At 70.2% G+C, this 21,092-nt stretch carries 22 protein-coding genes and 1 pseudogene; 8 read left to right on the top strand and 15 right to left on the bottom strand.

Features of this window, described 5'->3' with window-relative positions:
* Positions 1-39: 39 nt before the first annotated feature.
* Positions 40-1,647 (bottom strand): glycosyl hydrolase, encoded by a 1,608-nt coding sequence (locus ACFYPJ_RS05180; protein ID WP_389010699.1) that lies wholly within the window; start codon positions 1,645-1,647, stop codon positions 40-42.
* Between the two features lie 303 nt (positions 1,648-1,950).
* Positions 1,951-2,529 (bottom strand): hypothetical protein, encoded by a 579-nt coding sequence (locus tag ACFYPJ_RS05175; RefSeq protein WP_389010696.1) that lies wholly within the window; start codon positions 2,527-2,529, stop codon positions 1,951-1,953.
* A gap of 210 nt (positions 2,530-2,739) precedes the next feature.
* Here ACFYPJ_RS05175 and ACFYPJ_RS05170 point away from each other — a divergent pair, with 210 nt between their 5' ends.
* The 3 genes from ACFYPJ_RS05170 (at position 2,740) to ACFYPJ_RS05160 (ending at position 5,782) form a co-directional block, all read left to right on the top strand.
* Positions 2,740-3,936, top strand: coding sequence for a hypothetical protein (locus tag ACFYPJ_RS05170; protein WP_389010693.1), 1,197 nt, complete (start codon positions 2,740-2,742; stop codon positions 3,934-3,936).
* Between the two features lie 133 nt (positions 3,937-4,069).
* Positions 4,070-4,609, top strand: coding sequence for a DUF4913 domain-containing protein (locus ACFYPJ_RS05165; protein WP_389010690.1), 540 nt, complete (start codon positions 4,070-4,072; stop codon positions 4,607-4,609).
* Between the two features lie 90 nt (positions 4,610-4,699).
* Positions 4,700-5,782: a hypothetical protein gene (locus ACFYPJ_RS05160; protein WP_389010687.1), complete on the top strand. Its 1,083-nt coding sequence runs from the start codon at positions 4,700-4,702 to the stop codon at positions 5,780-5,782.
* A 254-nt stretch (positions 5,783-6,036) separates the two neighbouring features.
* Here ACFYPJ_RS05160 and ACFYPJ_RS05155 read toward each other — a convergent pair.
* The 3 genes and pseudogenes from ACFYPJ_RS05155 to ACFYPJ_RS05145 all read right to left on the bottom strand — a co-directional run.
* Positions 6,037-6,171, bottom strand: a pseudogene (locus ACFYPJ_RS05155) (type II toxin-antitoxin system RelE/ParE family toxin); the annotation flags it as partial.
* Between the two features lie 7 nt (positions 6,172-6,178).
* Positions 6,179-6,391: a hypothetical protein gene (locus tag ACFYPJ_RS05150; protein WP_389011586.1), complete on the bottom strand. Its 213-nt coding sequence runs from the start codon at positions 6,389-6,391 to the stop codon at positions 6,179-6,181.
* A gap of 262 nt (positions 6,392-6,653) precedes the next feature.
* A complete protein-coding gene (locus ACFYPJ_RS05145; protein WP_389010685.1) occupies positions 6,654-7,184 on the bottom strand; it encodes an ATP-binding protein in 531 nt (176 codons plus the stop codon).
* A gap of 146 nt (positions 7,185-7,330) precedes the next feature.
* Here ACFYPJ_RS05145 and ACFYPJ_RS05140 point away from each other — a divergent pair, with 146 nt between their 5' ends.
* The 3 genes from ACFYPJ_RS05140 to ACFYPJ_RS05130 are packed head-to-tail and all read left to right on the top strand — an operon-like array spanning position 7,331 to position 8,855.
* Positions 7,331-8,227, top strand: coding sequence for a helix-turn-helix domain-containing protein (locus ACFYPJ_RS05140; RefSeq protein WP_389010682.1), 897 nt, complete (start codon positions 7,331-7,333; stop codon positions 8,225-8,227).
* A complete protein-coding gene (locus tag ACFYPJ_RS05135; protein ID WP_389010679.1) occupies positions 8,224-8,436 on the top strand; it encodes a DUF397 domain-containing protein in 213 nt (70 codons plus the stop codon). The genes ACFYPJ_RS05140 and ACFYPJ_RS05135 overlap by 4 nt, the downstream gene beginning before the upstream one ends.
* On the top strand, positions 8,394-8,855 hold the full coding sequence (locus ACFYPJ_RS05130) for a DUF397 domain-containing protein (RefSeq protein ID WP_389010676.1): 462 nt from the start codon (positions 8,394-8,396) through the stop codon (positions 8,853-8,855). Before ACFYPJ_RS05135 ends, ACFYPJ_RS05130 begins: the two co-directional genes overlap by 43 nt.
* A 62-nt stretch (positions 8,856-8,917) precedes the next feature.
* Here the strand turns inward: ACFYPJ_RS05130 and ACFYPJ_RS05125 are convergent, their stop codons facing one another.
* Both ACFYPJ_RS05125 and ACFYPJ_RS05120 read right to left on the bottom strand, forming a co-directional pair.
* Positions 8,918-9,139 (bottom strand): type II toxin-antitoxin system VapB family antitoxin, encoded by a 222-nt coding sequence (locus tag ACFYPJ_RS05125; protein ID WP_389010673.1) that lies wholly within the window; start codon positions 9,137-9,139, stop codon positions 8,918-8,920.
* Positions 9,140-9,259: 120 nt separating this feature from the next.
* On the bottom strand, positions 9,260-10,297 hold the full coding sequence (locus ACFYPJ_RS05120; RefSeq protein WP_389010671.1) for an NlpC/P60 family protein: 1,038 nt from the start codon (positions 10,295-10,297) through the stop codon (positions 9,260-9,262).
* A gap of 155 nt (positions 10,298-10,452) precedes the next feature.
* Here ACFYPJ_RS05120 and ACFYPJ_RS05115 point away from each other — a divergent pair, with 155 nt between their 5' ends.
* Positions 10,453-10,845, top strand: coding sequence for a hypothetical protein (locus ACFYPJ_RS05115; RefSeq protein ID WP_389010668.1), 393 nt, complete (start codon positions 10,453-10,455; stop codon positions 10,843-10,845).
* A gap of 147 nt (positions 10,846-10,992) precedes the next feature.
* On the opposite strand, the gene ACFYPJ_RS05110 is transcribed toward ACFYPJ_RS05115, so the two are convergent.
* The 8 genes from ACFYPJ_RS05110 to ACFYPJ_RS05075 all read right to left on the bottom strand — a co-directional run bounded on the left by ACFYPJ_RS05110 (position 10,993) and on the right by ACFYPJ_RS05075 (position 19,649).
* Positions 10,993-12,840, bottom strand: a complete 1,848-nt coding sequence (locus ACFYPJ_RS05110; RefSeq protein ID WP_389010665.1) for a type IV secretory system conjugative DNA transfer family protein — start codon at positions 12,838-12,840, stop codon at positions 10,993-10,995.
* Positions 12,837-14,711, bottom strand: a complete 1,875-nt coding sequence (locus tag ACFYPJ_RS05105) for an ATP/GTP-binding protein (RefSeq protein WP_389010662.1) — start codon at positions 14,709-14,711, stop codon at positions 12,837-12,839. Before ACFYPJ_RS05105 ends, ACFYPJ_RS05110 begins: the two co-directional genes overlap by 4 nt.
* Entirely contained in the window at positions 14,708-16,201 is a 1,494-nt protein-coding gene (locus tag ACFYPJ_RS05100; RefSeq protein WP_389010660.1) for an SCO6880 family protein, read from the bottom strand. Before ACFYPJ_RS05100 ends, ACFYPJ_RS05105 begins: the two co-directional genes overlap by 4 nt.
* 278 nt (positions 16,202-16,479) lie before the next feature.
* Entirely contained in the window at positions 16,480-17,694 is a 1,215-nt protein-coding gene (locus ACFYPJ_RS05095) for a hypothetical protein (RefSeq protein WP_389010657.1), read from the bottom strand.
* A 1-nt stretch (position 17,695) separates the two neighbouring features.
* Positions 17,696-18,439, bottom strand: a complete 744-nt coding sequence (locus tag ACFYPJ_RS05090) for a hypothetical protein (protein ID WP_389010654.1) — start codon at positions 18,437-18,439, stop codon at positions 17,696-17,698.
* Between the two features lie 17 nt (positions 18,440-18,456).
* A complete protein-coding gene (locus ACFYPJ_RS05085; RefSeq protein ID WP_389010651.1) occupies positions 18,457-18,747 on the bottom strand; it encodes a hypothetical protein in 291 nt (96 codons plus the stop codon).
* Positions 18,748-18,849: 102 nt separating this feature from the next.
* Complete coding sequence (locus ACFYPJ_RS05080) at positions 18,850-19,134, bottom strand: hypothetical protein (RefSeq protein ID WP_389010648.1); 285 nt, start codon at positions 19,132-19,134, stop codon at positions 18,850-18,852.
* Positions 19,131-19,649, bottom strand: a complete 519-nt coding sequence (locus tag ACFYPJ_RS05075; RefSeq protein ID WP_389010645.1) for a DUF6668 family protein — start codon at positions 19,647-19,649, stop codon at positions 19,131-19,133. Before ACFYPJ_RS05075 ends, ACFYPJ_RS05080 begins: the two co-directional genes overlap by 4 nt.
* A gap of 600 nt (positions 19,650-20,249) precedes the next feature.
* On the opposite strand from ACFYPJ_RS05075, the gene ACFYPJ_RS05070 reads away from it, so the two are divergent.
* Positions 20,250-21,086: a lytic transglycosylase domain-containing protein gene (locus tag ACFYPJ_RS05070; protein WP_389010642.1), complete on the top strand. Its 837-nt coding sequence runs from the start codon at positions 20,250-20,252 to the stop codon at positions 21,084-21,086.
* The last annotated feature ends 6 nt before the right edge of the window (positions 21,087-21,092 follow it).

The raw sequence follows: 21,092 nt of genomic DNA, 5'->3' as shown, positions 1-21,092 counted from the left end.
GTCGCCCCGGACGACGGCTGGAGGCGTCGAGTCCTCTGCTCAGCCCGCGTCGCGGTATGCCTGGCCGCTCGCGTTCGCGGTGGTTCCGTTGTACAGACCGGTCGGGGCGGTCTGGGTGGACAGCGTGAACCACGCGTAGCGCTCGACGAAGTCCAGGCTGTTCAGCATCTGCGTCGACGACTTGATGAAGTCGACCTGCTGCTGCTCGCTGGGGTAGCGAGGAGTGCCGGAAGAGAAGTCGGTCAGGCCGTACTCGGTCAGCCAGATCGGCTTGTGGTACCGGTCCCAGACCCTTTGCAGATAGTCGCGCAGCTGGTTGGTCGCGTCGGGTCCGAAGTCACCGCCGTACCAGTGCAACGGGATGAAGTCGACCTGCGGCAGGCCCTGGTCCGCCACTCCCTGCATGAAGCGGTCCAGCCAGCCCCCGGGCACGTCGGCGCCGTAGGAGACGGCCGGCGCGCCGAGCCGCATGTTGGTGATCCCCAGCCACCCCCACAGGGTCAGAGCCCGTTCGACCGTCAGGTTGGCCTGGCCGGGATGGTCGGGCTCGTTGAAGCCGAGCAGCTCCGTGCCGTACTTGTTGGCCTCGCCCAGTTTGGCGTCGACGATGGAGCCTTCACCCCAGATCATGGGGACGAACTCGACGCCCTGGGGCGGGGTGACCGGACCCGGGACGGCGTCCCAGTTGTAGTACCAGGAGGCCTTGGAGTCGGCGAGCGCCTCGGAGGCACCGTCGACCGGGTTCAGGCTGATGCCCTTCTTGCCGCCGTGGGAGTCCTGCTGCTGCGTCGGGGGCGCCTCCGGGAGGTCCTTCGTCTCCGGCCGGATGGTCTCGGGGGCGGGCGCCCCGGGACTGTTGTTGCCGAAGGCGACGGTCATGCCGTTGCACTTGGTGCACTGGCGCACGACCTGGTTGCCCGCCTCGTGGTCCTGCTTCGACCAGGCGTACGCGATCGGGCACTTCTGGTTGATGTTGTCGCTGTAGGGCGTCTTGGCGTCCCGGTTGGGATTGACGCACACCAGCGGCTTGCCCGAGCCGTCCTTTTGCAGGTTCTCCGCAGGACAGCCGGCCATCAGGTCGTCCGCGCAGCCCGCTTGCGCGCACTCGCCGGTGTTGGGTACGGGGACGTCGTTGGGCGTGATGGTGACGGGCGTCGCCACGGCGTTGACGTAGCTGACGTCGTACCAGGGGGCCGCCGGGTCGGCCGGGTCGAAGTTGAACTCGGCCAGGCCGGTGGGCTGTTCACCCGTGGAACAGTGGTCGATGAAGGGTCCGCAGTCGCCGACCGCGCAGTGGAACGTGCTGCCCGACTCGCCACTGCAGCCCTGCCGGGCGAAGAAGGTGCCGCGCCAGTGCCCGGCCCCGGTGTGCTCGGGGACGGTGATGGTGGCGGACTGGCCCGGTTCCAGCGTCGGCAGTCCGGTGATCGCCGCCGAACCGTCGGCGTTGACCGTGCTGCCGATCCAGATGCGGTCGTCCGTCCTGTTCTCGAACGTGACGGTGTGGTCGGCGCCGCCGATGTCGGCGGCGGACTTGCTGTTGATCTTGGTGTGGTCCGAACGCTGGGACTGGATCGCCCACGTGGTACCGGTGACACCGACTATGACCAGTAGAAAGGCCAGAAGAAAGGAGGTGCGTTTGCGCATGGAATACCTCTCGGTCGAGCTTGCGCGAGGCCGGCTGGTCTGATCGGACGACGCCCGCGCAGGCACGACGGATGCGCTCGGCGGATGGTTCATCGTTTCCGGATGTGACTGCGGCGGGCGTGGGTTACCTGGAAGGGCGGCGTCCTTGGTGTGCGGCACGGGAGACCGGCCCCCTCGGGAGCCGTGTGACCCGTTCGTCTCAAACGGCTCCCGCTTACCGGTGGTTCACCTGCGGGGACGGACGAGGGAGGCGGCGTACCGCGTGTTCTGTGTCCGCGCGAGGATGTGCCGAGGAGTCGCACCCTATTTGGTCTTGGGCTTCTTCTTCTTGCTGCTCGTGCTCGTGCCGTGTCCGGAACCGTGCCGTCGGGTGCTCGGCTGGTCGAGGGAGCGAGCACTCCTGCGGTTGCGGGATGAGGCGGACGTGAAGGGCTGGTACTGGTTGGCGGCTTGGGCCACGTCCGCGTTGGTCGGTGTCATCGCCCGCGGGGTCGCGGTGAAACCGCCGTCCATGATGGGCGTGTTGGGGTCGTGACCGAACAGGCGGTCGCCCGCGTATGCGGTTTCGTAGTCGCGGCCGGCATTGTGGCCAAGACCCTGGTATCGGACGTCATCGGATTGTCCTCTTACCGGGGTCTGCACCTGCTGGTAGGGATAGGGCTGGGCGCTGTACAGGTCATCGAAGCCGCCTTGCTGCTGCGAGTAGGCGGGCGGTCGGGCGCCCCCGAAGTCCGGCGGGGAGTCGGACCGGCCGGACTGGTCTGGCTGGCTCCCGTCCTGCTGCGGGGCGGAGTAGTCGTGAGTGGGCCCGTGGGTCTGGTCCATATTGCTGTAGTAACGGGGATCGCTGTAGTAATCAGGGGGGGTGGTTTTGTCCCGCATGCCCGGCTCTCTCCCTCGTCTTCCACGGCGCTCGACGGCGCCCTTGGGCAATACAACGGAGATTCCTGGGCGCGGGTTCATTCCACGAGGCAGGGGCGGTGGTTGAACCTTTTGCCCACACCTTCCGTCGTGTCTGGTGTCGGCAGACCCGTTCCAGGCAACTCGATCCACGGGATCCGCCCGGGAGAGAACCGAGGAGAGAGGGCGATCATGGCGAATGACGAAGCGTATCCCAAGGACACACGGCTGGTGATGGGGGCAGCGCAGCACAGAGCCCTGGGTGAGATGGCGCACAACCTGATCGCGGCCGATTCCGAGCTCGGCCGCGAATCCTCGGTCATCGAAGAGATGGTGCAGCAGTTGCTGGAGGCGTGGCGCCAGCTCACGGGCCGATCGAGGACCGCTTCGCACGGTGGCGGCCCGGCGGACAGGGGCGGGTATGCGCCTGGCCCCGGTGGGTATGCGCCTGGCCAGGGTGGGCCGCGGCACCCTGCCGAGATGTCGGACCCCAAGGTGGTGGCACGGGCGGTCGTGGAGCAGACCATGGCCGACTTCACACGCCTTGACTCTCAATACAAGGGCTTTCGCGAAGCATTTGAGGACGAGGTGCTGCGCCGGCTCAGGGCCGACAAGAAGTTGCATAGAGCGTACGAGAAATCACTGGGCATGCCGTTCGTCAGGACATGTGTGATGGGGGCCGAATCCCGCGAGCGTCAGCGCAACCTCCAGCGTGCTGCCGAGGGCCGGAGTGCCACCCGCGAGCCCGGGAAGCTGCCGAAGGAGGGTCCCGCCACCGGGGGGACGAACAACCAGGCCGGGGAGACACAGAACCGCACCAGGCGGATGAACTCCCCGGACGCCCAGGTCTTCAAGGACTTGAGGCAGGCCCGGGAGGCGCTGGAGCGGAGTCTCGGCACCGGCAAAGTCCCCACCCGCACGTCCGGGAAGTCGCCGAAGGAGAAGGGCGCGGACTACACGGCGAACCATAGCCGTCGGTCCTCCCCGAGTGCTGACCCGGACGCCCAGGTCTTCAAGGACTTGAGGCAGGCCCGGGAGGCGCTGGAGCGGAGTCTCGGCACCGGCAAAGTCCCCACCCGCATCGGTCCTGCCACCGGCACCGGTGCCCTCACCGCCACCCGCGAGGTCTCCCCACCCGCGCGACCGGTGAGCCCTATGGACCCTGGGCCCCAAGGCCTTGCGCGTCCCGTGAGTCCTATGAGTCCTACGCCCATCAGCCCTGGGCGCCCTTTGCGATCCCTGCTCAGCCAGGACGGACTGGATGCAGTCAACACGTCGTACCCGTCGACGGATACCCCCCGGTCCCAGACGCCCAATAGCCACCTGCCGTCCAACAATTCCTACAACCCCCAGAACCAGGCCAAGAAAGGTCCGGCCCGCGGGCGGTGATCCGTTCGGTCCGTGCCCCCGCTGAACCCCCTCCGCCACAGCTCCGTTGTGTTCCACGGCCGGGTGAGGCGGTACCCCGGCCCAACGACCGAAACCGCCGACAGAACCAGACCGACGAAGGACCCTTCCAGCCATGCCGACGCAGAACCCCGAAGCGACCGAGGCAGGGCGGGACGCCGCCCCTGGCGCGCAGCCCGGCGCCGGGACGGGGAATCCCGCCCCGCCGGCGGAACCCCCGCCGCAGCCGCTGTTCATCCTCTACAAGGAGGGGTCGGACTATGTGAACGCGCTGCGTCAGCTCACCTTGTGGACCCACCACGTGCTGCTGCCGGTCTACGGCCGGGAGGTCACCTCCACCTCCCCCTGGTGCGGCCGTTGGTGGGAACACCCGGAAGCCGTCGCCCAGCTCCATGGCCTGTGGCTGGCCTGGTTCGACCTGACCGGTCCGGGGTCCGCGCCGACCGGCCCCGCCATGTGGCACCGCGACTACCTGTCGCCGGTCATGGACAATCTGCGCAACCCGCAGGGCCCCTTCGCCGGCTGCAAGCCCGGCATGCATCGTGGCAAGGAGGCCCCTCCCGTCGACGCCGTCGACCCGTTCGGGCCGCCTCCGCCTCCGCCTCCGCCCCCGCCGCCCTCGCCTCGGCAGGGACCTGGGGGCGTCAGGCGCTGAGCCTGGCCGCCTTGAACCTGAACCGTCCGGGGTCCGTTTCCGTTGGCTTCACCGGCAAGTAGATCTCCTACTACGGGAAGGAAACGCGACATGCCGGAAAGCGGGACGACGGACGTCTGGAACATTGATGTCGAGAGGGGGACGGTGGATACCAGCTCCCCCCGAGAGTCGTGGGACAGCCGTAGTTTCCCTGAATCTCCCGATTCTCGCGCAGAGCGGTTCACCGTGGGCCTCCGCGATCAGAGGCAGAACCTCTACGCGGCGGTGCCCAACGGCGAGCACAGCGACGGTCGGCCCAAGTGGACGGTGTGGATGGTCGAGGCAGGCAAGTGGATGCAGGTAAAGGAGAACCAGAAAACGCTCACCCGGGTGGTCAAAACTGCCGCCAACGCAATAACGATTGGAAGTTTGGGAGCCGAGCTGGCCGGTTACGCCCCGGCCGGCAGTCTCGCCGCGACAGCCGTAAAGTACGCGAAAGGCGTCAGTGGCGCCATGAATGCCGGCACGCAGTTAGCGGACGTGTATAACTACGGTAGATCCGCCGCTCAGACCTTTTACCGCGACCCAATGGCGGCGCTCCCGGACACCGGCAAGACGTCAGTACAGGGTGCGGCCATGGTGGCGGGAGGCGTGAACGCCTTCTCCTCGGTGTTGTCCTCTCCTCCGGCCGCCGCCCTTGTCGCGGCCAGCACCGCTACTGCTGCCTTGTGGGCGACCGGTGATACGGCCGTGGAAGCGGCGAAGAAGCAGGCTGAGCAGCGCGCGGCCTTCACACATCACCGCAACGACCACATCGACGTATCGGAGTCGGCGGGACAGGAGATGCAGCCGTGGCATGGCTCCCAGGACCAGCGCGGCCAGAGTACGACGTTCGAGGAAGTTGACTACACCAGCCAAAGGCCGCCATTCCAACGACGGAACGCGGCTGAGGGCTCGTTCGAGTTCGGTCAGGGTGACGTCGGCTACACGACGACTCACGACTCTTCGGCGTCATCGGCAAGTTACTCGCCCGTGAACACGGCTCAGATTAGCCGGACGGCTCATTACGCGGCGCAAGGGCAGAACGCAACATATACCAGCGCGATGCATTCCTCGGAAGAAGAGGCGAATCAGCCCGTGCGCCGCCAAACGACATGGGGCGCCCCTGTACGCAGGTCCAGCCCAGGACGCTAGTGATCCGGCCGCTGAGGACGGCGTTCTGGTGATTCACCGTGGGTGAAGGACGTCGTTTGCTCCGTTCCGGCTCGCCGGGGGCAGGGGTCGGGCCTGACAGCCGGCCTCGTTGCTCGTAGGCGGGATGCGGCAGGGCGCCGAACCCGAGGATCGCAACGCCTACTCCCTTTTGGTCAGCCCGGACGGGGGTAGGCACCGCCCTTCCACCCGGTGTCGCACCTGGTGTCCACGGCCGCCCCGACGACTCGGGCGCCTCAGGAAAGCCGTCGATAGACGTCGCGCCGATTGCCGACGGCCAGGCCCCATACGATCAGCCGGCCGTCCTCGACGGTGTAGACGATGCGGTAGTCGCCGACCCTGAGCCGCCATCGGGCGCTGTGTCCCTGGAGAACTGCGTCAGTTCTGACGGACGCGGAGCAGGGCGGCCATCTCTTCGAGTGAGACCGAGTCGTCCACGCCCTCGGAGCCCTCGGACTCGGCCTCGTCGGCCAGCCGGTTGAGCCATGCCTCTTCCGCCTCTTCGGCGATGTGCCGCGTGCGCTGGTACTCCTCGATCTCGTCGTCATCGCGGGCTGGGCCGCCGAGGTCCGGGATGTCCAGATGGCCCATCGGGTCTGTGTGGAAGGGGTATACCGCGGCTGTCTCATCCGTCACGGGAGACAGTATGGCGACCTCGTCCGCCCTCGGTCACCGTGATCCGCCCGTCACGCTCGGCTGCGGCGGGGATCTTCGAGGCGTTCTGGATGAACTCACGCGCCGTCGCCTCCCCGGAGTACGTGGTGCTGCTGCGTGGGCTCCGGCTCGGTGCGATCAGGTTCCGTCCCCTTCCGGGACGGAGCCGCGTCGGGCGGATCTGCCGGGCACGCAGCCGCTACGGACACGAAGGCGAGCCCGGTTCGTCCCGGAGCGCGTACTCGGCCCAGATGGTCTTGCCCGGACCGCCGGACCGCGGGTGCCAGTCCCAGCGCGCGGCCAGACGCGCCACGAGCAGCAGCCCCCGGCCCGTCTCCTCCTCGGTGCCGGGGGTGTCCGGGGCGACGGGGCACCGGGGAAGCTGGTCGGCGCGGGTGTCGGTGACCTCCGTCCGGACCGTCCGGCCGTCGGCCGGGGCATGTACCCGCAGGTGGAAGTCGCTGCCGGGGACGTGTCCGTGCCGCACGGCGTTCGCGGTCAGCTCGGCGACGATCAGCACGATCTCGTCGTGGGGCTCGGTGCCGTACGCGATACCCCAGGCATCGAGCCGTACGGCCGTCAGCCGGCGGGCGAGACGCGCTCCGCGGGGCGTGGAGGTGAAGTGCATCTCGAAGACGCGGTCGCCGTCGCAGGGGCCGGCGAGGGTGATGTGCGCCGTGAAAGAGGTGAGTTGAGGGAGGCTGGTGGGGTTGTCGGGTTTGGTCGTCATGCGGATAACGGTGCTGCTTGTGGCGTAGCGTGACCAGTGGTGACGCACCGACGCGAACCGGCTGTACGCGCGGTGCTGGTACAGGTACGAGGCGCACGGCGTCACGGCGTTCCCCGCCGGGCGTTGGGCCGGGGAGGCGGTGGTCCATGACGGGCGGTACGGAAGGTACGGCGGCCGGAGCCGGGGTGAGCCTCGGGGACGGCTGGGACTACGACGACGGGGGCGGGCGGCGGCCGGAGGACGGCCCGGGGCGGGGTGTCGTCACGGCGTTCGGGCAGACCATGAAGATGCTGCGGGTCCGGGCTGGGCTGGAACGCGAGGAGTTCGGCAGGCGGCTCGGGTACTCCGCGTCCACGATCGCGTCGTTCGAGCAGGGCCGGAGAATCCCGTCGCTGCGGACGATCGACCGGGCGGACGAGGCGGTGGGGGCGGACGGGCTGCTGCGCCTGTGGAAAGAGGAGGTGGAGCGGGCGCAGTATCCGGGGTTCTTCCAGGGGATGGCCGTGCTGGAGAAGGAGTGCGTTGAACTGCTCATGTACGACGCGCACGTCGTCAACGGCCTGCTCCAGACCGAGGAGTACATGAGGGCACTGCTGGCCATGCGGCGCCCGCCGTTGGGCCAGGAGACGATCGAGCAGCGGGTGACTGCCAGGTTGGCCCGGCAGGACATCTTCGACCGGCGCCCCGCACCGCTCCTGAGTTTCGTGCTGGACGAGGCGGTGCTGCGACACCGGTACGGCGGCAAGGACGTGGTGCGTGGTCAGCTGGAACAGTTCCTGCTGATCGGCCGGAAACGGAACGTCGAGATCCAGGTCATGCCGCTCGACTGCGAGGACAACGCAGGCGTGAACGGGCCGTTCACCGTGGTCACACGGAAGGACGGCAAGAAGTTCGTCTACGCGGAGACGCATGCGACCAGCGCGCTGGAGACGGACCCCGAAAAGACGGTTCTCGCGGCTGCCCGCTATGGGATTATTCGATCGCAGGCTCTCTCTCCGCGAGAGTCACTGGAGTTCGTCGAAGGGTTGCTGGGATCGCTATGAACAACGCTGAGTCCTCGACCACTGCTTCTGGTCTCGCCTGGTTCAAGAGCAGCTACAGCGGCACAGAGGGTGGCCAGTGCGTAGAGGTCGCCCACGGTACGGCGGTTGTGCACGTCCGTGACTCCAAGGCCGTCTTCGGATCCGTCCTCACCGTGTCCCGTGAGGCATGGGCGGGGTTTGTCGGGACGGCGTCGTCGGGGGCGCTGTGATCGGTGTCGAGTTCTCGACCGCCGTGCCCGGTCTCACCTGGTGCAAAAGCAGCTACAGCGGTGCCGAGGGCGGCGACTGTGTAGAGGTCGCTTGGCGCAAGAGCAGCTACAGCGGTACTGAGGGCGGCGATTGCGTGGAGGTCGCGGACGGTACGTCAGTTGTGCACGTCCGTGACTCCAAGTCCGCCCCCGATGCCGTTGTCACGGTGTCGCGGGCAGCTTGGGCGCCCGGCCTGGCCTGGTTCAAGAGCAGCTACAGCGGGGCCGAGGGCGGTCAGTGCGTAGAAGTCGCGCGGGGTAGGGCAGTTGTGCACATCCGAGACTCCAAGGCAACCGCCGGACCCGTCCTCACGGTGTCGCCCGGAGCCTGGGCGGGCTTCGTCAGCCTCGCCGCGGCGAAGCGGGATCACTGTCTCTGACGCTCGCTCGTACGACCGCGAGAGCCCTGCCGGTTCCTTTTCGGACGGCAGGGCTCTCGTCGTCACTCAGCGGCGGGAAGCCGCGTCGCCCCGAAAGAGAGGCGCGCGTCATACGTCAGGTCGATCTCCCCGCTGTCGATGGCGTCCATGAACGCCAGGCGACGCCGGAGTTTGGCAGCCTCGTCCATGGGCCGCCTGACGACTGCGGCCTTGCCCTTGGTGTTGTGGAGCGCCGTCAGTTCGGCCGTGGCCTCGTCGTCGGGGTCGGTCACAGCGTGAGACATGCAGGCGCTTCCTTGGCTCTGGCGGTTCCGTCGAAGATATCGATCTCTCGAACCGTTCGACATCCATACACGATCCGCCGCGCGTCACCCAGGAGAAGGGCGAAGCCGACGGCGTCACCCTCACGCATCCGGCCGTACCACCCCGAGGATCGCCATGGACGCCGCCGGTGCCACCGTCACCCACCGTCCGGGTCTGGGGGCGTGGATGATCTGGCCTTCGCCTATGTAGATGGCGACATGGGTGGCGCCGGAGAAGTAGATGATCAGGTCGCCCGGGCGCATCTTCTCGACGGGGACGTGCTTCAGCTGGCGCCACTGTTCCTGGGACGTGCGCGGGATCGGGATGCCCGCGGCCAGCCAGGCCTGCGAGGTGAGCCCGGAGCAGTCGAAGGAGCTGGGCCCCTGGGCGCCCCAGACGTAGGGTTTGCCGAGTTGGCGGGTGGCGAAGGCGATGGCCTTGCGGCCGGCGGCGCCGGCCTTGTCGCCGACCTTCTTGAGGATGCCGGTCTGCTCCCACTTGTCCTGGGATTCGCCGGCGGTCCTCTTCTCCAGTGCTTCCAGATCGCGGCGCTGCTGGGCCGAGAGCAGGGCCTCCAGTTTCCGGGCGTCGGCGATGTGCTTCTCGATCGTCTTGCGCTCGGCCGCCCTGGCCTTGCGGCTCGCCGTCAGTCGTCGCAGCTCGTCCGACGCGTCGGCCTTGCTGTCGGTCAGCTCCTCGCGGGTCCTGGTCAGCGCCGTCAGCACGTTCTCGGTGGTCTGCTGGGCCTGGCGGGCTATCGAGGCGGTGTCCAGGGCGAGCGCGGGGTTGGGCGCGAGGACGAACTGCGCCTCGGCCGGCAGGCCGCCGCCCCGGTACTGGGCCCGGGCCGCGGCCCCGGCCAGCGAGGTGAGCCGGGTCAGCTTCTTCTCGGCCGTGCCGATCTGGGTGGTGAGTGTGCGGACACGTTTCTGCTGTGCGGTCACCTTCTCGTCCGCGGCGTTGTACTTGTCGGTGGCGACCTCGGCGTCGTGGTAGAGCCGGTCGAGTTCGGCCCGTACTTCGGTCAGGGTCGTCGGCTCGGCACGGGCTGGCTGCTGCTGGACCGTCGCCGTCAGCGCACAGGCCAGGGCTACGGCCACGACCGTCCGGCGGCCTGGTACGCGCGGGGTCCGTCTCATCGGGGACGGGGCTCCTCTCGTCGGCGCCGCATGGGAGGCGGCGGCGGGGGCATCCTCATAACGGGACACGAACTGCCGCGGTTCAAGGGGCAGGTGAACCGGCGTGGCGTGCTGTCCGTTGTGCATGCCAAGGCGTGGGCCGGCGAAGGAGCGGTATGTTCTCGAATTTGTTGCTGCTGGCACTTTTCACCGGCTTCGGCATCGGCTGTCTGGTGGCCGCCCTCAAGGCGGCGCTGGCGGCGCTGCGGCTGTGGGCGCGGGGACTGCGGGTCATGGGGGTCGTGACCCCCCGGGCGCCCGCCGACCCGCGGATCGGCCGGCTCGTACGCTTCTCCGACCACTTCGGCCGGGATCTTCTCCTCGACCCCGGCCGGTACGGGCCGCTGTGCGGGCTGCCGCGGGCCGGCCGGAGCGTGCCGGTGGTGTACCGGCGGGACAGGCCCACCGACGCCCGGCTGTGGCACATGTGCCATCTGCTGGCACCGTCGTTCGGCTGGTTCGTCGCCTCGACCGTGGTGTTCGGCACCGGGGTCGCGGTCTCGCACTGAGACCGGCCCCTCATGGGGGTCGCGGTGTCGTACGGAGACCGGCCCGGCACCGGCGGGCGCCCGCCCGGGCCGGGCGGGCGCGTCCGCCGTGCGTGGAACGTCGCGCAGGGGTGCCGTTCGGGGATCCGTGCGTGGATGCCGTCCGGCTCACGGTCCCGCGTACGGCCGGGCGGGGGCGCCGTCCCAGTCGGCCGGGGCCTGCTTGTCGAAGCTCACGCCCGGGCCAGGCCCCGGGCCCATGTCCGGGCCCATCAGCCGGCGCGCGGCCCGTTCGGTGATGGCCGCCGCCTCCGCCTTCGCCTGCGCCGAGATGGCGTCGGCCCCGGGCTCCTTGTACCAGGGGCGCAGTTTGATGAGGGCGGGCTTGACGCCGGTGGCGAGCAGCAGCGCCGTGCCCTTGGGCAGGGCGCGGATGCGGTCCGGGGGCAGCACGGACTCCTGCCGGTAGGAGTACGAGCGGGACGTGCCGTCCTTGCTGCGGGAGATGCTCGGGGTCTTGACGTCGTGCTGGCCGACCAGCGTGGAGATCTTCTGTACGAAGTCGGCGTCGTCGAGGCCCGCGCCGAGCAGCTTGACGGTCGCCGCGCTCCACAGGGCGTCCATCCCGATCTCGCCCCACACCCGCGCGCCCTGCCGGTAACTCTGCAGCAGGGTCACCACGTTGATGCCGCGGGAACCGAAGTGCGAGTAGAGGTCGGGCAGGTCGGAGATGCGGCACACGTTGGCGGCCTCGTCCAGGACCGCGGTCAGCGGCGGGTCGAGCCGGCCGCCCATGCGCTCCGCGGCGACCACGCCCGCCCGCATCGTCGCGTCGGCGATGCCCGCGATGACACCGGCCGCGGATCCACCGCCGTCCTTGGAGAGGAGGTAGAGGGTGTCCTTGCCGAGGACGTGCTGGGCGGGGCGGAACTCGGGGGTGCCCGGGTCGGGCGTGACCCAGGCGAGGATCTCGGGGTCGAGGAGGCAGGAGACGGTCTGCCGGGCGGTCTCGTAGATGCCGTCCCGGGTCTCCACCGCGCCGCGGATGGTGCCCTGCAACTGCTCGGCCATCGCGACCAGACCGGCGTCGCGCAGCAGGTCGATCGGCATCCGGTCGGCCGGGTCGGCGAGCCAGCTGAGCAGGTCCTGCACCGAGGCGCCGCCCCGGGCCGCGGCCAGGAACAGGGCGGTCAGGGTGTTCTGCGCGGCCGAGATCCAGAAGTCCTTCTTCGCGGTGTCGTCGTTGACGGACGCCACGAAGTGGCCCGCGAGACGGCGGGCGGCCTCGATGGTGTGGCACTCGCCGAGCAGGTTCCACCACATTTCGCGCGGGGTGTGGGCGATGCCCTGCGGGTCGAACGTCCACACCGTGCCCGCCTTCTCGCGTTCGGCGCGGGTGACGGAGTACACGTCGGACTTGTTGGAGGTGAGCAGCACCGCACCCTGGGCGCGCAGCACCCGGGGCACGGCGATACCCGTGGACTTGCCCGCACGGGGCGCCATCAGGTCCAGCTCCACGTCCTCGTAACTGCTGCGCAGCTCCGGGCCGTTGGGTTCGAGGTCGCCGAGGAGGTTGCCGGTCTCGTCCGGGTGCAGCCGTTCGCGGCCCTTGAGGGTGGGGCGCAGGTCGCGGGCGCGGGCCTCGATGCCCTTGGGGCACATGGCGGCCATCTCGCGGCGGCCGGCCAGGCTCTTGGTAGCGCTGTTGCCCGCGCGGGCCAGCAGGAACCGGACGAGGAAGACGCCGGGGACGACCAGGAGCGCCAGCATGCCGAGCATGCCCCCGTAGACGGCGCCGGCCGGGGCGCCCGGCCACAGCTCGGTCGCCTCGCCGCCGGCCAGCCGGCCCATGGTGGACACCGCGAACGGCGGGGCGTGCCAGCCGTGGCCGGTGATGCCGGAGCCCAGGGTGCCGCCGGCCCACACGAGGGTGAACAGGCTGAGGACGGCTCCGCACAGGGCGACGATCGCCCAGGAGACCTGGGTGTCCATGCCGCCGCCGGGGCGCCCGCTCATGGGGTCCTCCTTCGCTTGGGCGCCTGGTCCGCGGGTTTCGCGGGGACGGCGGGAAGCCCTTCGTGGCCGGGGGCTGCGGGCCGCGCGCCGAGGTCCGTGGAGCGGGCGGCGTCGGCCATCGCGCTGAGGTCGTAGCCTTCGGGGAGACCGGGGACGGCGCCCAGTTCGGCGATCCGCTTGACCTGTTCGGCGAGCTGCGCCGCGGACCCCCCCGCGGGGTCCTCCTCGTTGGGCGTCCAACGGGTGTTGGTGTTGTGCAGGTCGCGTTCCGCGTCGGTGATGGCGACCTTGATGGGGATGCCGGGCCGGCCACCGACCTTGATGAGGAAGCGGCCCCGGCCCGGCGGTTCCTCGTTGTCGCCCGTCATGCTCCAGCCGGGCGGCGAGGACCACGACGAGACCAGTTCGATCTCCCGCCGGGACAGCCCCACCACCCGGCCCAGGTCCTCCATCTCGGTCTTCGGCAGCCCGGCGCAGACCACCATCCCGGCCCGCTCCACGAAACCGCGCGCCTTGGCCCGGTCGGAGTCGGTGCCCAGGGCCTCCGCGTCCTTCAGGGTGTGGGTGATCTTGGCGTCGCCGAGACCGAGGGACCGGTTGAGGCGGGTGAGCGCGTCGATACGGTCGACGATGCCGGAGGCGGCACGCAGCGGACGCCACAGCTCGTCCAGGACGGTGAAGAACCAGCGCCGGGGCGTCAGTCCCGCGTCCGCGAGGGCGTGCGAGGCGGCCACCGTGCCGAGCCCGTCCGACCAGGCGGCGAGCATCGCCGCGGCGGTCAGCTGGGTGTCCGCCTCGCCGATCCCGGAGATGTCGATGCACACGGCGGGCGAGTTCAGGTCGATGCGGGTGGACGTCGGGGAGGCGAAGGTGTCGCCGAGCGGCCCGTCCAGGATGCCCAGCAGGGAGCGGTGCAGCGGGTCGACGGCGTCCCGGTAGCGGGTGTCGGAGCCGCGGTCGAGGGTGACGGCACGGACCCGGTCCGGGCCCTCGGTGAGGACCCGCAGCAGGTCCGGCAGGAGCGGCGCGCGTCCGGCGGGGGTGCGCTCGCGCAGGTGGTGCAGGACGGCGGAGAGCACGGACTGCTCGTGGTCGTCCATGGGGCGCCCGCGCACGATGGTGACCAGCGCGGCCACCATGTTCAGCACGCGGCCGTGCGTCTCGGCCTTCAGGACCTCGCCCGCCTCGCCGCCGATCCTGGCCGCCGCCGCGCCCATGGCACCCGGGTCCAGGACGTTGATGCCGCCCCGGCCGCGGCCGATGGAGATCACCTGGCCGCCGAGCGCGCGGACGGTGTCGGCGTAGTCGGGCTTGAGGTCGCCGAGGACCAGCGGGACGACACCGGTCGCGGCCAGACCGATCAGCATCCGGTTGATCAGGGTGGACTTGCCCAGGCCGGGCATGCCGAGCATGAACAGCGACGGGTTGGAGATGTAACGGGCCCGGGTGAACCAGCTCAGCGGGTCGCCGCAGACGGTGGCGCCGGTGAACAGGTGCTGCCCGAGCGGCACTCCGGTCATGGGCGAGCCGGAACCGGCGGCGAACGGCCACATGCCGCACGCCTGCACGGTCGTGGCCCGCCACATGGTCGGCGGGTCCATGTAGCCGACGCGTCCGCCGCCCACCCCGTGCCAGCCGCGCGGCGGGACGTACGGTTCCCTGGCGGGCTTCTTCTGCTTGGTGCCGGCCTTGGCCTTGGCGCTCTGCTCCGCCTTGGACCTGCCTGCCTTACCGCCCTTGCCCTTCTTGCCGCTCTGTTCCGTCCAGGTCGGGTCGAGACCGGACCGCTCCGCGGTGAGCACGGTGCGCGCCTGCTGCTCGGCGAGCCGGTCCTCCCGTTCGGCCTTCTTCTGGTCGCTGCGCCGGCTCACAGCGCCTCCTGGATCTCGTGCGGGATGAGGGTCTGCTCCCAGGGGAGGATCCCGGCGGGCAGGGTGCAGGAGAACGCCGCCGCCTGCATCCGGTCGGCGGGCCGCATCATCACCCGGGAGGCCGCGGTCAGGTTGCGGATGGCGACGCTGGCGTCGGCCAGTTCGTCCATCTCGTCGACGGTCACCGTCAGCATCAGCGAGAACTCCACCAGACCGGCGCCGGCCGCCTCCTCGGCAGCGGTCTGCTCGGCCGCCCGTACCTCGGAGGCCGCGCGGGCCTGCACCATGCCCTTGCCGGACGTCGCCATGAACTGGGCGCTGCGCCGGTCCGACTCGACGATGCGGGCCGAGGTGGCCGCGTCGATGGGCCGGTACAGCAGCGCGACCCGCTTGCGGCGGGTGCCCGGGGCGGCCTCCAGCAGGCCGCGCAGCACCGAGGACCGTACGGTGCCGCGCGGCGCCAGCGTCAGCAGCCAGGTCCGGGACACTCCCGAGTCGTGCTGGTAGCTGCTCACGGTCTCGACGGCGGCGGCCGGTCCGGCGTCCTCCCACTCCAGGCCCGTTCCGCCGTGCTCGGCACGGGCGTTGAGGACGTCGGCGGCGACGGCCGGGTCGTAGGCGACGCGGACGACCTCGGCGATCCGCTCCGCCGACAGCGGGTACGCCGCACCGCCGCCCGCCGAGATGAGCCCGCTGAGCAGGCCCGGGATGCGGATGGCGAGGTCGGCGATTACGTCGTCCTTCTTGCGCCGCTGCCCGGGGGGCACCCCGTAGGTGAGGGTGACGTAGGTGTGCATCTCGGAGGAGGCCATCGGGTAGCGCTCGACGACCTCCTCCATCACGGCGCGGGCGGCGGCCGGCGCGTCCTGGCGGATCCGGGGCAGCACCTCGTGGGCGAGCGTGGTGCCCGGGTCGGGGGCGGTCTCCACGATCACGGAGGCGCCGCGCAGCCCGGGTTCGTGGGCCAGCCGGGCCAGCCACTCGCCCCACAGCGCCACCCAGACGTCGACCTGGTCCGGGTCGACGAGCGCACCGCCGTCGGGGTCGCAGCCCAGGACGATCGTGTACAGGTTGCGGGCCGGGTGGTGCAGCACGCCGAACGGCCGGTCGTAGGCGTCCCGGCCCTCCGACGAGGTGACCTTGTTGAGCAGGCCCGGGGGCCGGAACCGGCCGCCGGGCCGGGAGGACAGCGGCCCGGAGACGTACAGGTGCGCGCCTTTGGCCTTGCGGTTGCGCCAGCCGATGCGCAGCGTGATCAGCTGGTAGATGTTGCGGCCGTCCTGGGTGCGAATGGTCAGCGGCGTCAGGACGATGACGAGCGGGACGAGTATGGCCAGGGCGAGGAACAGCGAGACCAGTGACGCCAGCAGGACGATGACGAGCCCGCCGAAGACGCCGAAGGTGCCGACGAGGCCGAGCGGGCCGAGCCCCGGCCGCCTTGGCCTGCGCCAGTTTCCGTAGGTCGGATGGGTCGCGGTTTCCGTGGACATGAGGTCCGGTCTCCTTTCATGGGGGGAGAGGGAGGACGGCGAGGGTGACGGTGGTGGTTGCGGAGCGGACGAGACCGCCGGACTCCCCCGGGGGAAGGGGAGTCCGGCGGTCGGCCGGGGGACGGCGGCGACGTACGGGTGCCGGGCCGGGCACGCTGCCGTCGTGTTCAGGTGCCGGGCACGGACGCTGCCGTCCAAGGATCAGGACCGGCGCCCCCGGTTGTCGTCGGCGTCCCGTGGTAAGCCGTACGCGGTACGGGTCAGGATCTGCGTCGCGGTCACTTGTTGTGCCCCGCCTCGGGGTTGGCCTGTATCCCGGAGACCGCGGTGTTCTTCGCGAACTTCGCCGCGGTCACCGCCGCGGCGACCGCGGGCCCGGCCGCACCGGCCGCCCGGCCGGCTCCGCTCGCTCCCGATCCGCCGCCCGAGGCGCCGGTCGCGCCCGCGCCGCCGGTCCGCGCCGCTGCGGCCTTGCCGAGGGCACCGCTCGGGCCGCTCCCGCCGGACGACCCGCTGGAACCGCTGCCACCGGACGTGCCGGACGCGCCGCTCGGGCCCATGCTCCCCCGGCCGCCGCTGCCGCCGCTGCCGCTGCTGCCGCCGCCGATCGAGCGGGCACCGGACGCCAGTGCGCCGCCGACCTGCGACATTCCGGACATGGAACCGCCTGAGCCGAGGCCGGCGGTGGCGGGCACGATGAGTTTGAGCAGCGCGGGCAGGGCGATGGCCGACAGCAGCATGATGCCGATACCGGCAATGCGTTCACTGGCGTTGGCCGTACCGGGCTTCGCCCCCGAGTTCATCAGTACCGAGCCCGAGTACATCACGAGAGCCGCCGCGGGTTTGTACAACAGCCAGGCGACCATCCAGCCGATGTGCTTGCGCCACCAGCCGGCGCCCCAGTCCGTCATCGAGGCAGCCGCGGCCAGCGGCAGAGTGCCCAGCAGCAGGATCATCACGCCGAGCCGGATGTAGAGCAGGATCGTCTGGATGATCCCGGCGAGCAGCAGCAGCAGGGCGAGGATGAGCATCAGGAAGGCATTGTCGATGCCACCGGACGAGCAGCTGCCGATGGCCTCCAGCTGCTTCGTCGCGCCCAGATCGAACAGGTACTTGGAGTAACGGTCCGAGAGGCCGGCCGCGGCGGTCACCACGGTGGTGGCGGCGCCGGAGACGAGTACGACGCGCATGATGCCCTTGAGGGCGGTCGTGCCCGCGTCGCCGCGTCGCTCGATCGCCATCCGGATGGCGGCGAAGACCAGCGAGCCCACCGCCAGGTAGACCACGATCCACTGTGACGCGCTGTTGATGTCCTTGGACGACTCGGTGCCCGTCAGGGTCGGAACACTGTTGATCAACCCCCCGAACACCGAGATCGCGGCGGCCAGGACGAGCTTCGAGATCATGTCCATGATGCCCCCGATGGGGTCGGTGAGCATCGAGAAGAAGCCGAGGAAGAAGTCCAGGACGGGATTGCCCGAGCTGCATGTCACGTCAGGACCTCCAGACGAGAAAGTCGTTGGTGTTCTGCACCGAGTGGGGCTTCGAGAAGAGAGCGCCGCTCTCGGCGGGGAGGATCTTCCAGTCGCCCTTCTCCCAGCGCAGGTTGATGGAGGTCGACAAGAAGCCCTGCTGGTTCCGCATGAGCAGGCTCACGCTCGCGGCCGTGGGCGTGTAGGAGGACACGGAGAAGCCGGCGTACGAGGCGATCTGCGACTTGTCCACCCCCTCGGAGCCCGGGTCCCCGCTGATTTTGCGCGTGAACTCGAACATGTCGCGGCCCGACCCCGCCACCAGTTGTTCCTTCACCACGGTCCGCCAGCCGGGTTCGCTCGTCTGGGCCGTGATGATGTGGGCCGCCACCACGGCACCCATGGCGGTGTGGGAGAAACACCACCACGGTGTGCCCTCGGTGTGCGTCGGTCCGGCCGTCGCCGAGACGGGCACCCGCGTGACGCCGATCATGCGCCAGGCGACGTCCTTGGGCGCCGCCTTCGGCAGGGCGTCACCGGCGCTGTCGTCGGTGTGGCAGCCCTTGGGGCGGCCGTCCTTGGTGAGCGCGCCGGACAACGGGCCGGGGGACGGCGCCGCCTCGGCGCGGCCGTCACCGCCGGAGGTCAGCGCGACGACCCCGCCCACCACCACGACCAGAGCCAGGAACCCGGCGGACAACTGCCAACTGCGCTGTCGCCAGTAGGGCCCGGACTCCTCGGTCTGCCGCTGTCTGCGTAGAAACATCTCGGACGACCGCCGGTCTAGTTGAAGACGAAGTTGACCAGCGGGCCCGCGGTGGCCACCAGGACACAGCCGCCGAGCACCATGCCGAGTCGGCTCATGTGCTCCGAACTCTCGCCGCGCTTCAGGGAGACGGCCATCATCGAGCCGGTGATCAGCACACCGGCCACACCGGCGGCGGTACCGGCCCAGGCGAGGATGCCGAGTACGAGTGAGACCTTGTCCTTCAGCGGCCCCGGGGCGTCTCCTGTCTGCGGGTCCGGAACGTCGGCGGCCAACTCGATGGCGTGGTGGATCAGTGGGAGGGACATGGAATCTCCGGAGATTCGGTGCCCGGCCGAGCGGCGGGCGTGGGGCGGAAATGGGAGTGGTGAAGCGAGTGAGCGGTACGGGACAGGTGTGCGGGGGCGGCGTTACTGCAGCCCCAGGTCACCGAGGAACGAGACGAGCGGGCCGGCGCAGGTGGCGAGGACGCAGGCAAGAGTGACGAAGAACACACCGCGGAAGTGCACGCCGCCCTCGCCCGGCTCACCGCGGCGCAGCTGGAGGGCCATCTGCATGCCGATGATGAGAAGTCCGCCGACCCCGGCGGCCGAGGCGCACCAGGAGAGGACGCCGAGGATGGAGGTGGTCTCGCCCCCCGCGTTGGGGTCGAAGCCGTCGGCCAGGAAAGGGCCGTGGAGCAGCAGGTGGTTCATGACGTGGTTCCCTCGGGGTGGAGATCGTTACCCACCAAGTGGGCGAGCGTGCTGAGTTGCCGGGGCAGCGCGCGCGGCCGGCCGCCCACCCGCCAGGCCGGGACCCACGGCACCCGGTGCACATGGGTGGCGGAGCGGATGATGCGGACACGGCGCAGCAGGCTGAGCGGCAGCCGGCCCGGAGTGTCGGCGACCAGCACCACGGCCACCAGTTCGAGACCCTGAGGTGCCTTCCCGTCGTTCAGCGCGCCGAGCGCCTGTGAGACGGACTTGAGGCCCTGCGCGCTGGTCCGGCCGACCAGCACGATCCGGCGCGGCTCGCCCCGGGCCGGCTCCGGCCAGCGGGCGCCCACGTCGACGCCGCCGAGCAGTTCCGCGAGCGTGGTCGCACCGGCGCCGCCGTGTGCCTTGACCCAGCCGATCTCGTCCCGGGGTTTCGTCCTCGTCTGCCTGGGCCGCCGCGGTTCGCCCCAGGGCGCCTCGGCGGCGCGGGCGGCGGACGCGGGGCGGCGCACGGGGGCGGACGCGGGGCCGTTGGCTCGGCTGGGCTGGGCGGAGCGGGGCGCAGCGGTGCGGGGTGCCGGTGCGGTCCCGGGCGTGCCGGTTCGGGGCCCGGCCGTGCGGGGAGCTGCCCCGGGCGTGCCGGTCCGGGGCGTGCCGGTGGGGGGTGCGGTCCGCCTGGGGCCACGGACCGGCGCCGTTCCCCCGGCCGGTGGCACCTGTGCTGACGGTGTGTCCGTCACCGGCCGCGCACGGCGGTTCCCCGGCCGGCCCGACGGCGGTACGCCGGGTCCGGACGGGGGCACCGGGCCACCGGGGGTCGCCCCCGGCCCGGTCGTCCCGTCACCGGATGCCGGCCGCGGCTGCGGGGGCGTCGGCCGTGTGGACTTCGGTCCCCGTACCCATGGCTGTGGGCCTGACGGCGTATCCGAGGGAGTGCCCATGTGCGCCCCGCCCCCTTCTTCGCTCGTGCTTCCGCTGCGCTGGCTCATCTGTTTTCCACCGGTTTGAACTTCTTCGCCCTGAGCTGCGTTTGATCTCTTTGAGCCCGTCCGACACCACAACGGGCGACGCGCCCCAGCGGTTCAAAAGGTGAGGGGAGGAAGAGGACACAAATGAGTACTGAGCAACAGAAGAGTCCGATCGCCCTGATCGTGTCGGCCCTCACCGCCCTCGGCGGCGGCTGCCTCGGCCTCCTGGCGATCGTCATCGCCACTCCCGTAGTGCTGATCTTCTGCGGACTCGGCGTCCTGCTCGCCCCGATCGTCGCGCTGATCCTGTTGTTCGGCGGTGGCGGCGGCAGCCACCACGACTACGACGACATGGGCGACCAGGCGATCACCGCCTTCAACGGCGACGGCAAGGGTGCCCTGGCCGCGGACTCCGTCCCCAAGGACCTGCAGGACACGATCGAGGAGGCCGGCGGCCAGTGCACCCAGATCGGCCCGATCGTCATCGCCTCACAGCTCGAATACGCGTCCGGCTTCAACTCCGCCATGGTCGGCGCCCATGGTGAGAAGGGCATCTCCCAACTGCCGACCGCGATCTTCGACAAGTACGGCAAGGACGACGACGACAACGACAAGACCTCCGCGCTGGACAACGAGGACTCGATCATGGCGCAGGCCCGGTACATGTGCGCTCTCGCCAACGAGAACCAGAAGCGGATCGACAACAAGACGGCCACCGGCAACGTGCTGGACCTCACCCTCGCCGCCTACCACCTCGGGATGGACGCGTCCAGCGTGGGAGCGGGCGGGGTGACGCTGACGGGTGACACGCAGGGCTACGTCGCCGCCATCCGGGCCCAGTTCGCCAAGTACGGCGGCATCGTCGACCTGCCGTACGGGGCGACGCCGAGCGTCAGTGCGGGGGAATCCTTCGACCCCCGGGCGACGATTCCGCCGCCCCCCAGCCCGAGCCCCAGCGACAGCCCGAGCCCCAGCCCATGAGGAGGA

The sequence above is a fragment of the Streptomyces sp. NPDC006012 genome (assembly GCF_042871185.1).
Lineage (GTDB): Bacteria > Actinomycetota > Actinomycetes > Streptomycetales > Streptomycetaceae > Streptomyces.
This window is presented reverse-complemented; position numbering and strand designations above follow the sequence as displayed.

Bases quoted from the DNA above. Each gene is read 5' to 3' on its own strand.
- ACFYPJ_RS05180 (WP_389010699.1), bottom strand. From the start codon at position 1,647: ATGCGCAAACGCACCTCCTTTCTTCTGGCCTTTCTACTGGTCATAGTC.
- ACFYPJ_RS05175 (WP_389010696.1), bottom strand. From the start codon at position 2,529: ATGCGGGACAAAACCACCCCCCCTGATTACTACAGCGATCCCCGTTAC.
- ACFYPJ_RS05170 (WP_389010693.1), top strand. From the start codon at position 2,740: ATGGCGAATGACGAAGCGTATCCCAAGGACACACGGCTGGTGATGGGG.
- ACFYPJ_RS05165 (WP_389010690.1), top strand. From the start codon at position 4,070: ATGCCGACGCAGAACCCCGAAGCGACCGAGGCAGGGCGGGACGCCGCC.
- ACFYPJ_RS05160 (WP_389010687.1), top strand. From the start codon at position 4,700: ATGCCGGAAAGCGGGACGACGGACGTCTGGAACATTGATGTCGAGAGG.
- ACFYPJ_RS05150 (WP_389011586.1), bottom strand. From the start codon at position 6,391: ATGGGCCATCTGGACATCCCGGACCTCGGCGGCCCAGCCCGCGATGAC.
- ACFYPJ_RS05145 (WP_389010685.1), bottom strand. From the start codon at position 7,184: ATGACGACCAAACCCGACAACCCCACCAGCCTCCCTCAACTCACCTCT.
- ACFYPJ_RS05140 (WP_389010682.1), top strand. From the start codon at position 7,331: ATGACGGGCGGTACGGAAGGTACGGCGGCCGGAGCCGGGGTGAGCCTC.
- ACFYPJ_RS05135 (WP_389010679.1), top strand. From the start codon at position 8,224: ATGAACAACGCTGAGTCCTCGACCACTGCTTCTGGTCTCGCCTGGTTC.
- ACFYPJ_RS05130 (WP_389010676.1), top strand. From the start codon at position 8,394: ATGGGCGGGGTTTGTCGGGACGGCGTCGTCGGGGGCGCTGTGATCGGT.
- ACFYPJ_RS05125 (WP_389010673.1), bottom strand. From the start codon at position 9,139: ATGTCTCACGCTGTGACCGACCCCGACGACGAGGCCACGGCCGAACTG.
- ACFYPJ_RS05120 (WP_389010671.1), bottom strand. From the start codon at position 10,297: ATGAGACGGACCCCGCGCGTACCAGGCCGCCGGACGGTCGTGGCCGTA.
- ACFYPJ_RS05115 (WP_389010668.1), top strand. From the start codon at position 10,453: ATGTTCTCGAATTTGTTGCTGCTGGCACTTTTCACCGGCTTCGGCATC.
- ACFYPJ_RS05110 (WP_389010665.1), bottom strand. From the start codon at position 12,840: ATGAGCGGGCGCCCCGGCGGCGGCATGGACACCCAGGTCTCCTGGGCG.
- ACFYPJ_RS05100 (WP_389010660.1), bottom strand. From the start codon at position 16,201: ATGTCCACGGAAACCGCGACCCATCCGACCTACGGAAACTGGCGCAGG.
- ACFYPJ_RS05090 (WP_389010654.1), bottom strand. From the start codon at position 18,439: ATGTTTCTACGCAGACAGCGGCAGACCGAGGAGTCCGGGCCCTACTGG.
- ACFYPJ_RS05085 (WP_389010651.1), bottom strand. From the start codon at position 18,747: ATGTCCCTCCCACTGATCCACCACGCCATCGAGTTGGCCGCCGACGTT.
- ACFYPJ_RS05080 (WP_389010648.1), bottom strand. From the start codon at position 19,134: ATGAACCACCTGCTGCTCCACGGCCCTTTCCTGGCCGACGGCTTCGAC.
- ACFYPJ_RS05070 (WP_389010642.1), top strand. From the start codon at position 20,250: ATGAGTACTGAGCAACAGAAGAGTCCGATCGCCCTGATCGTGTCGGCC.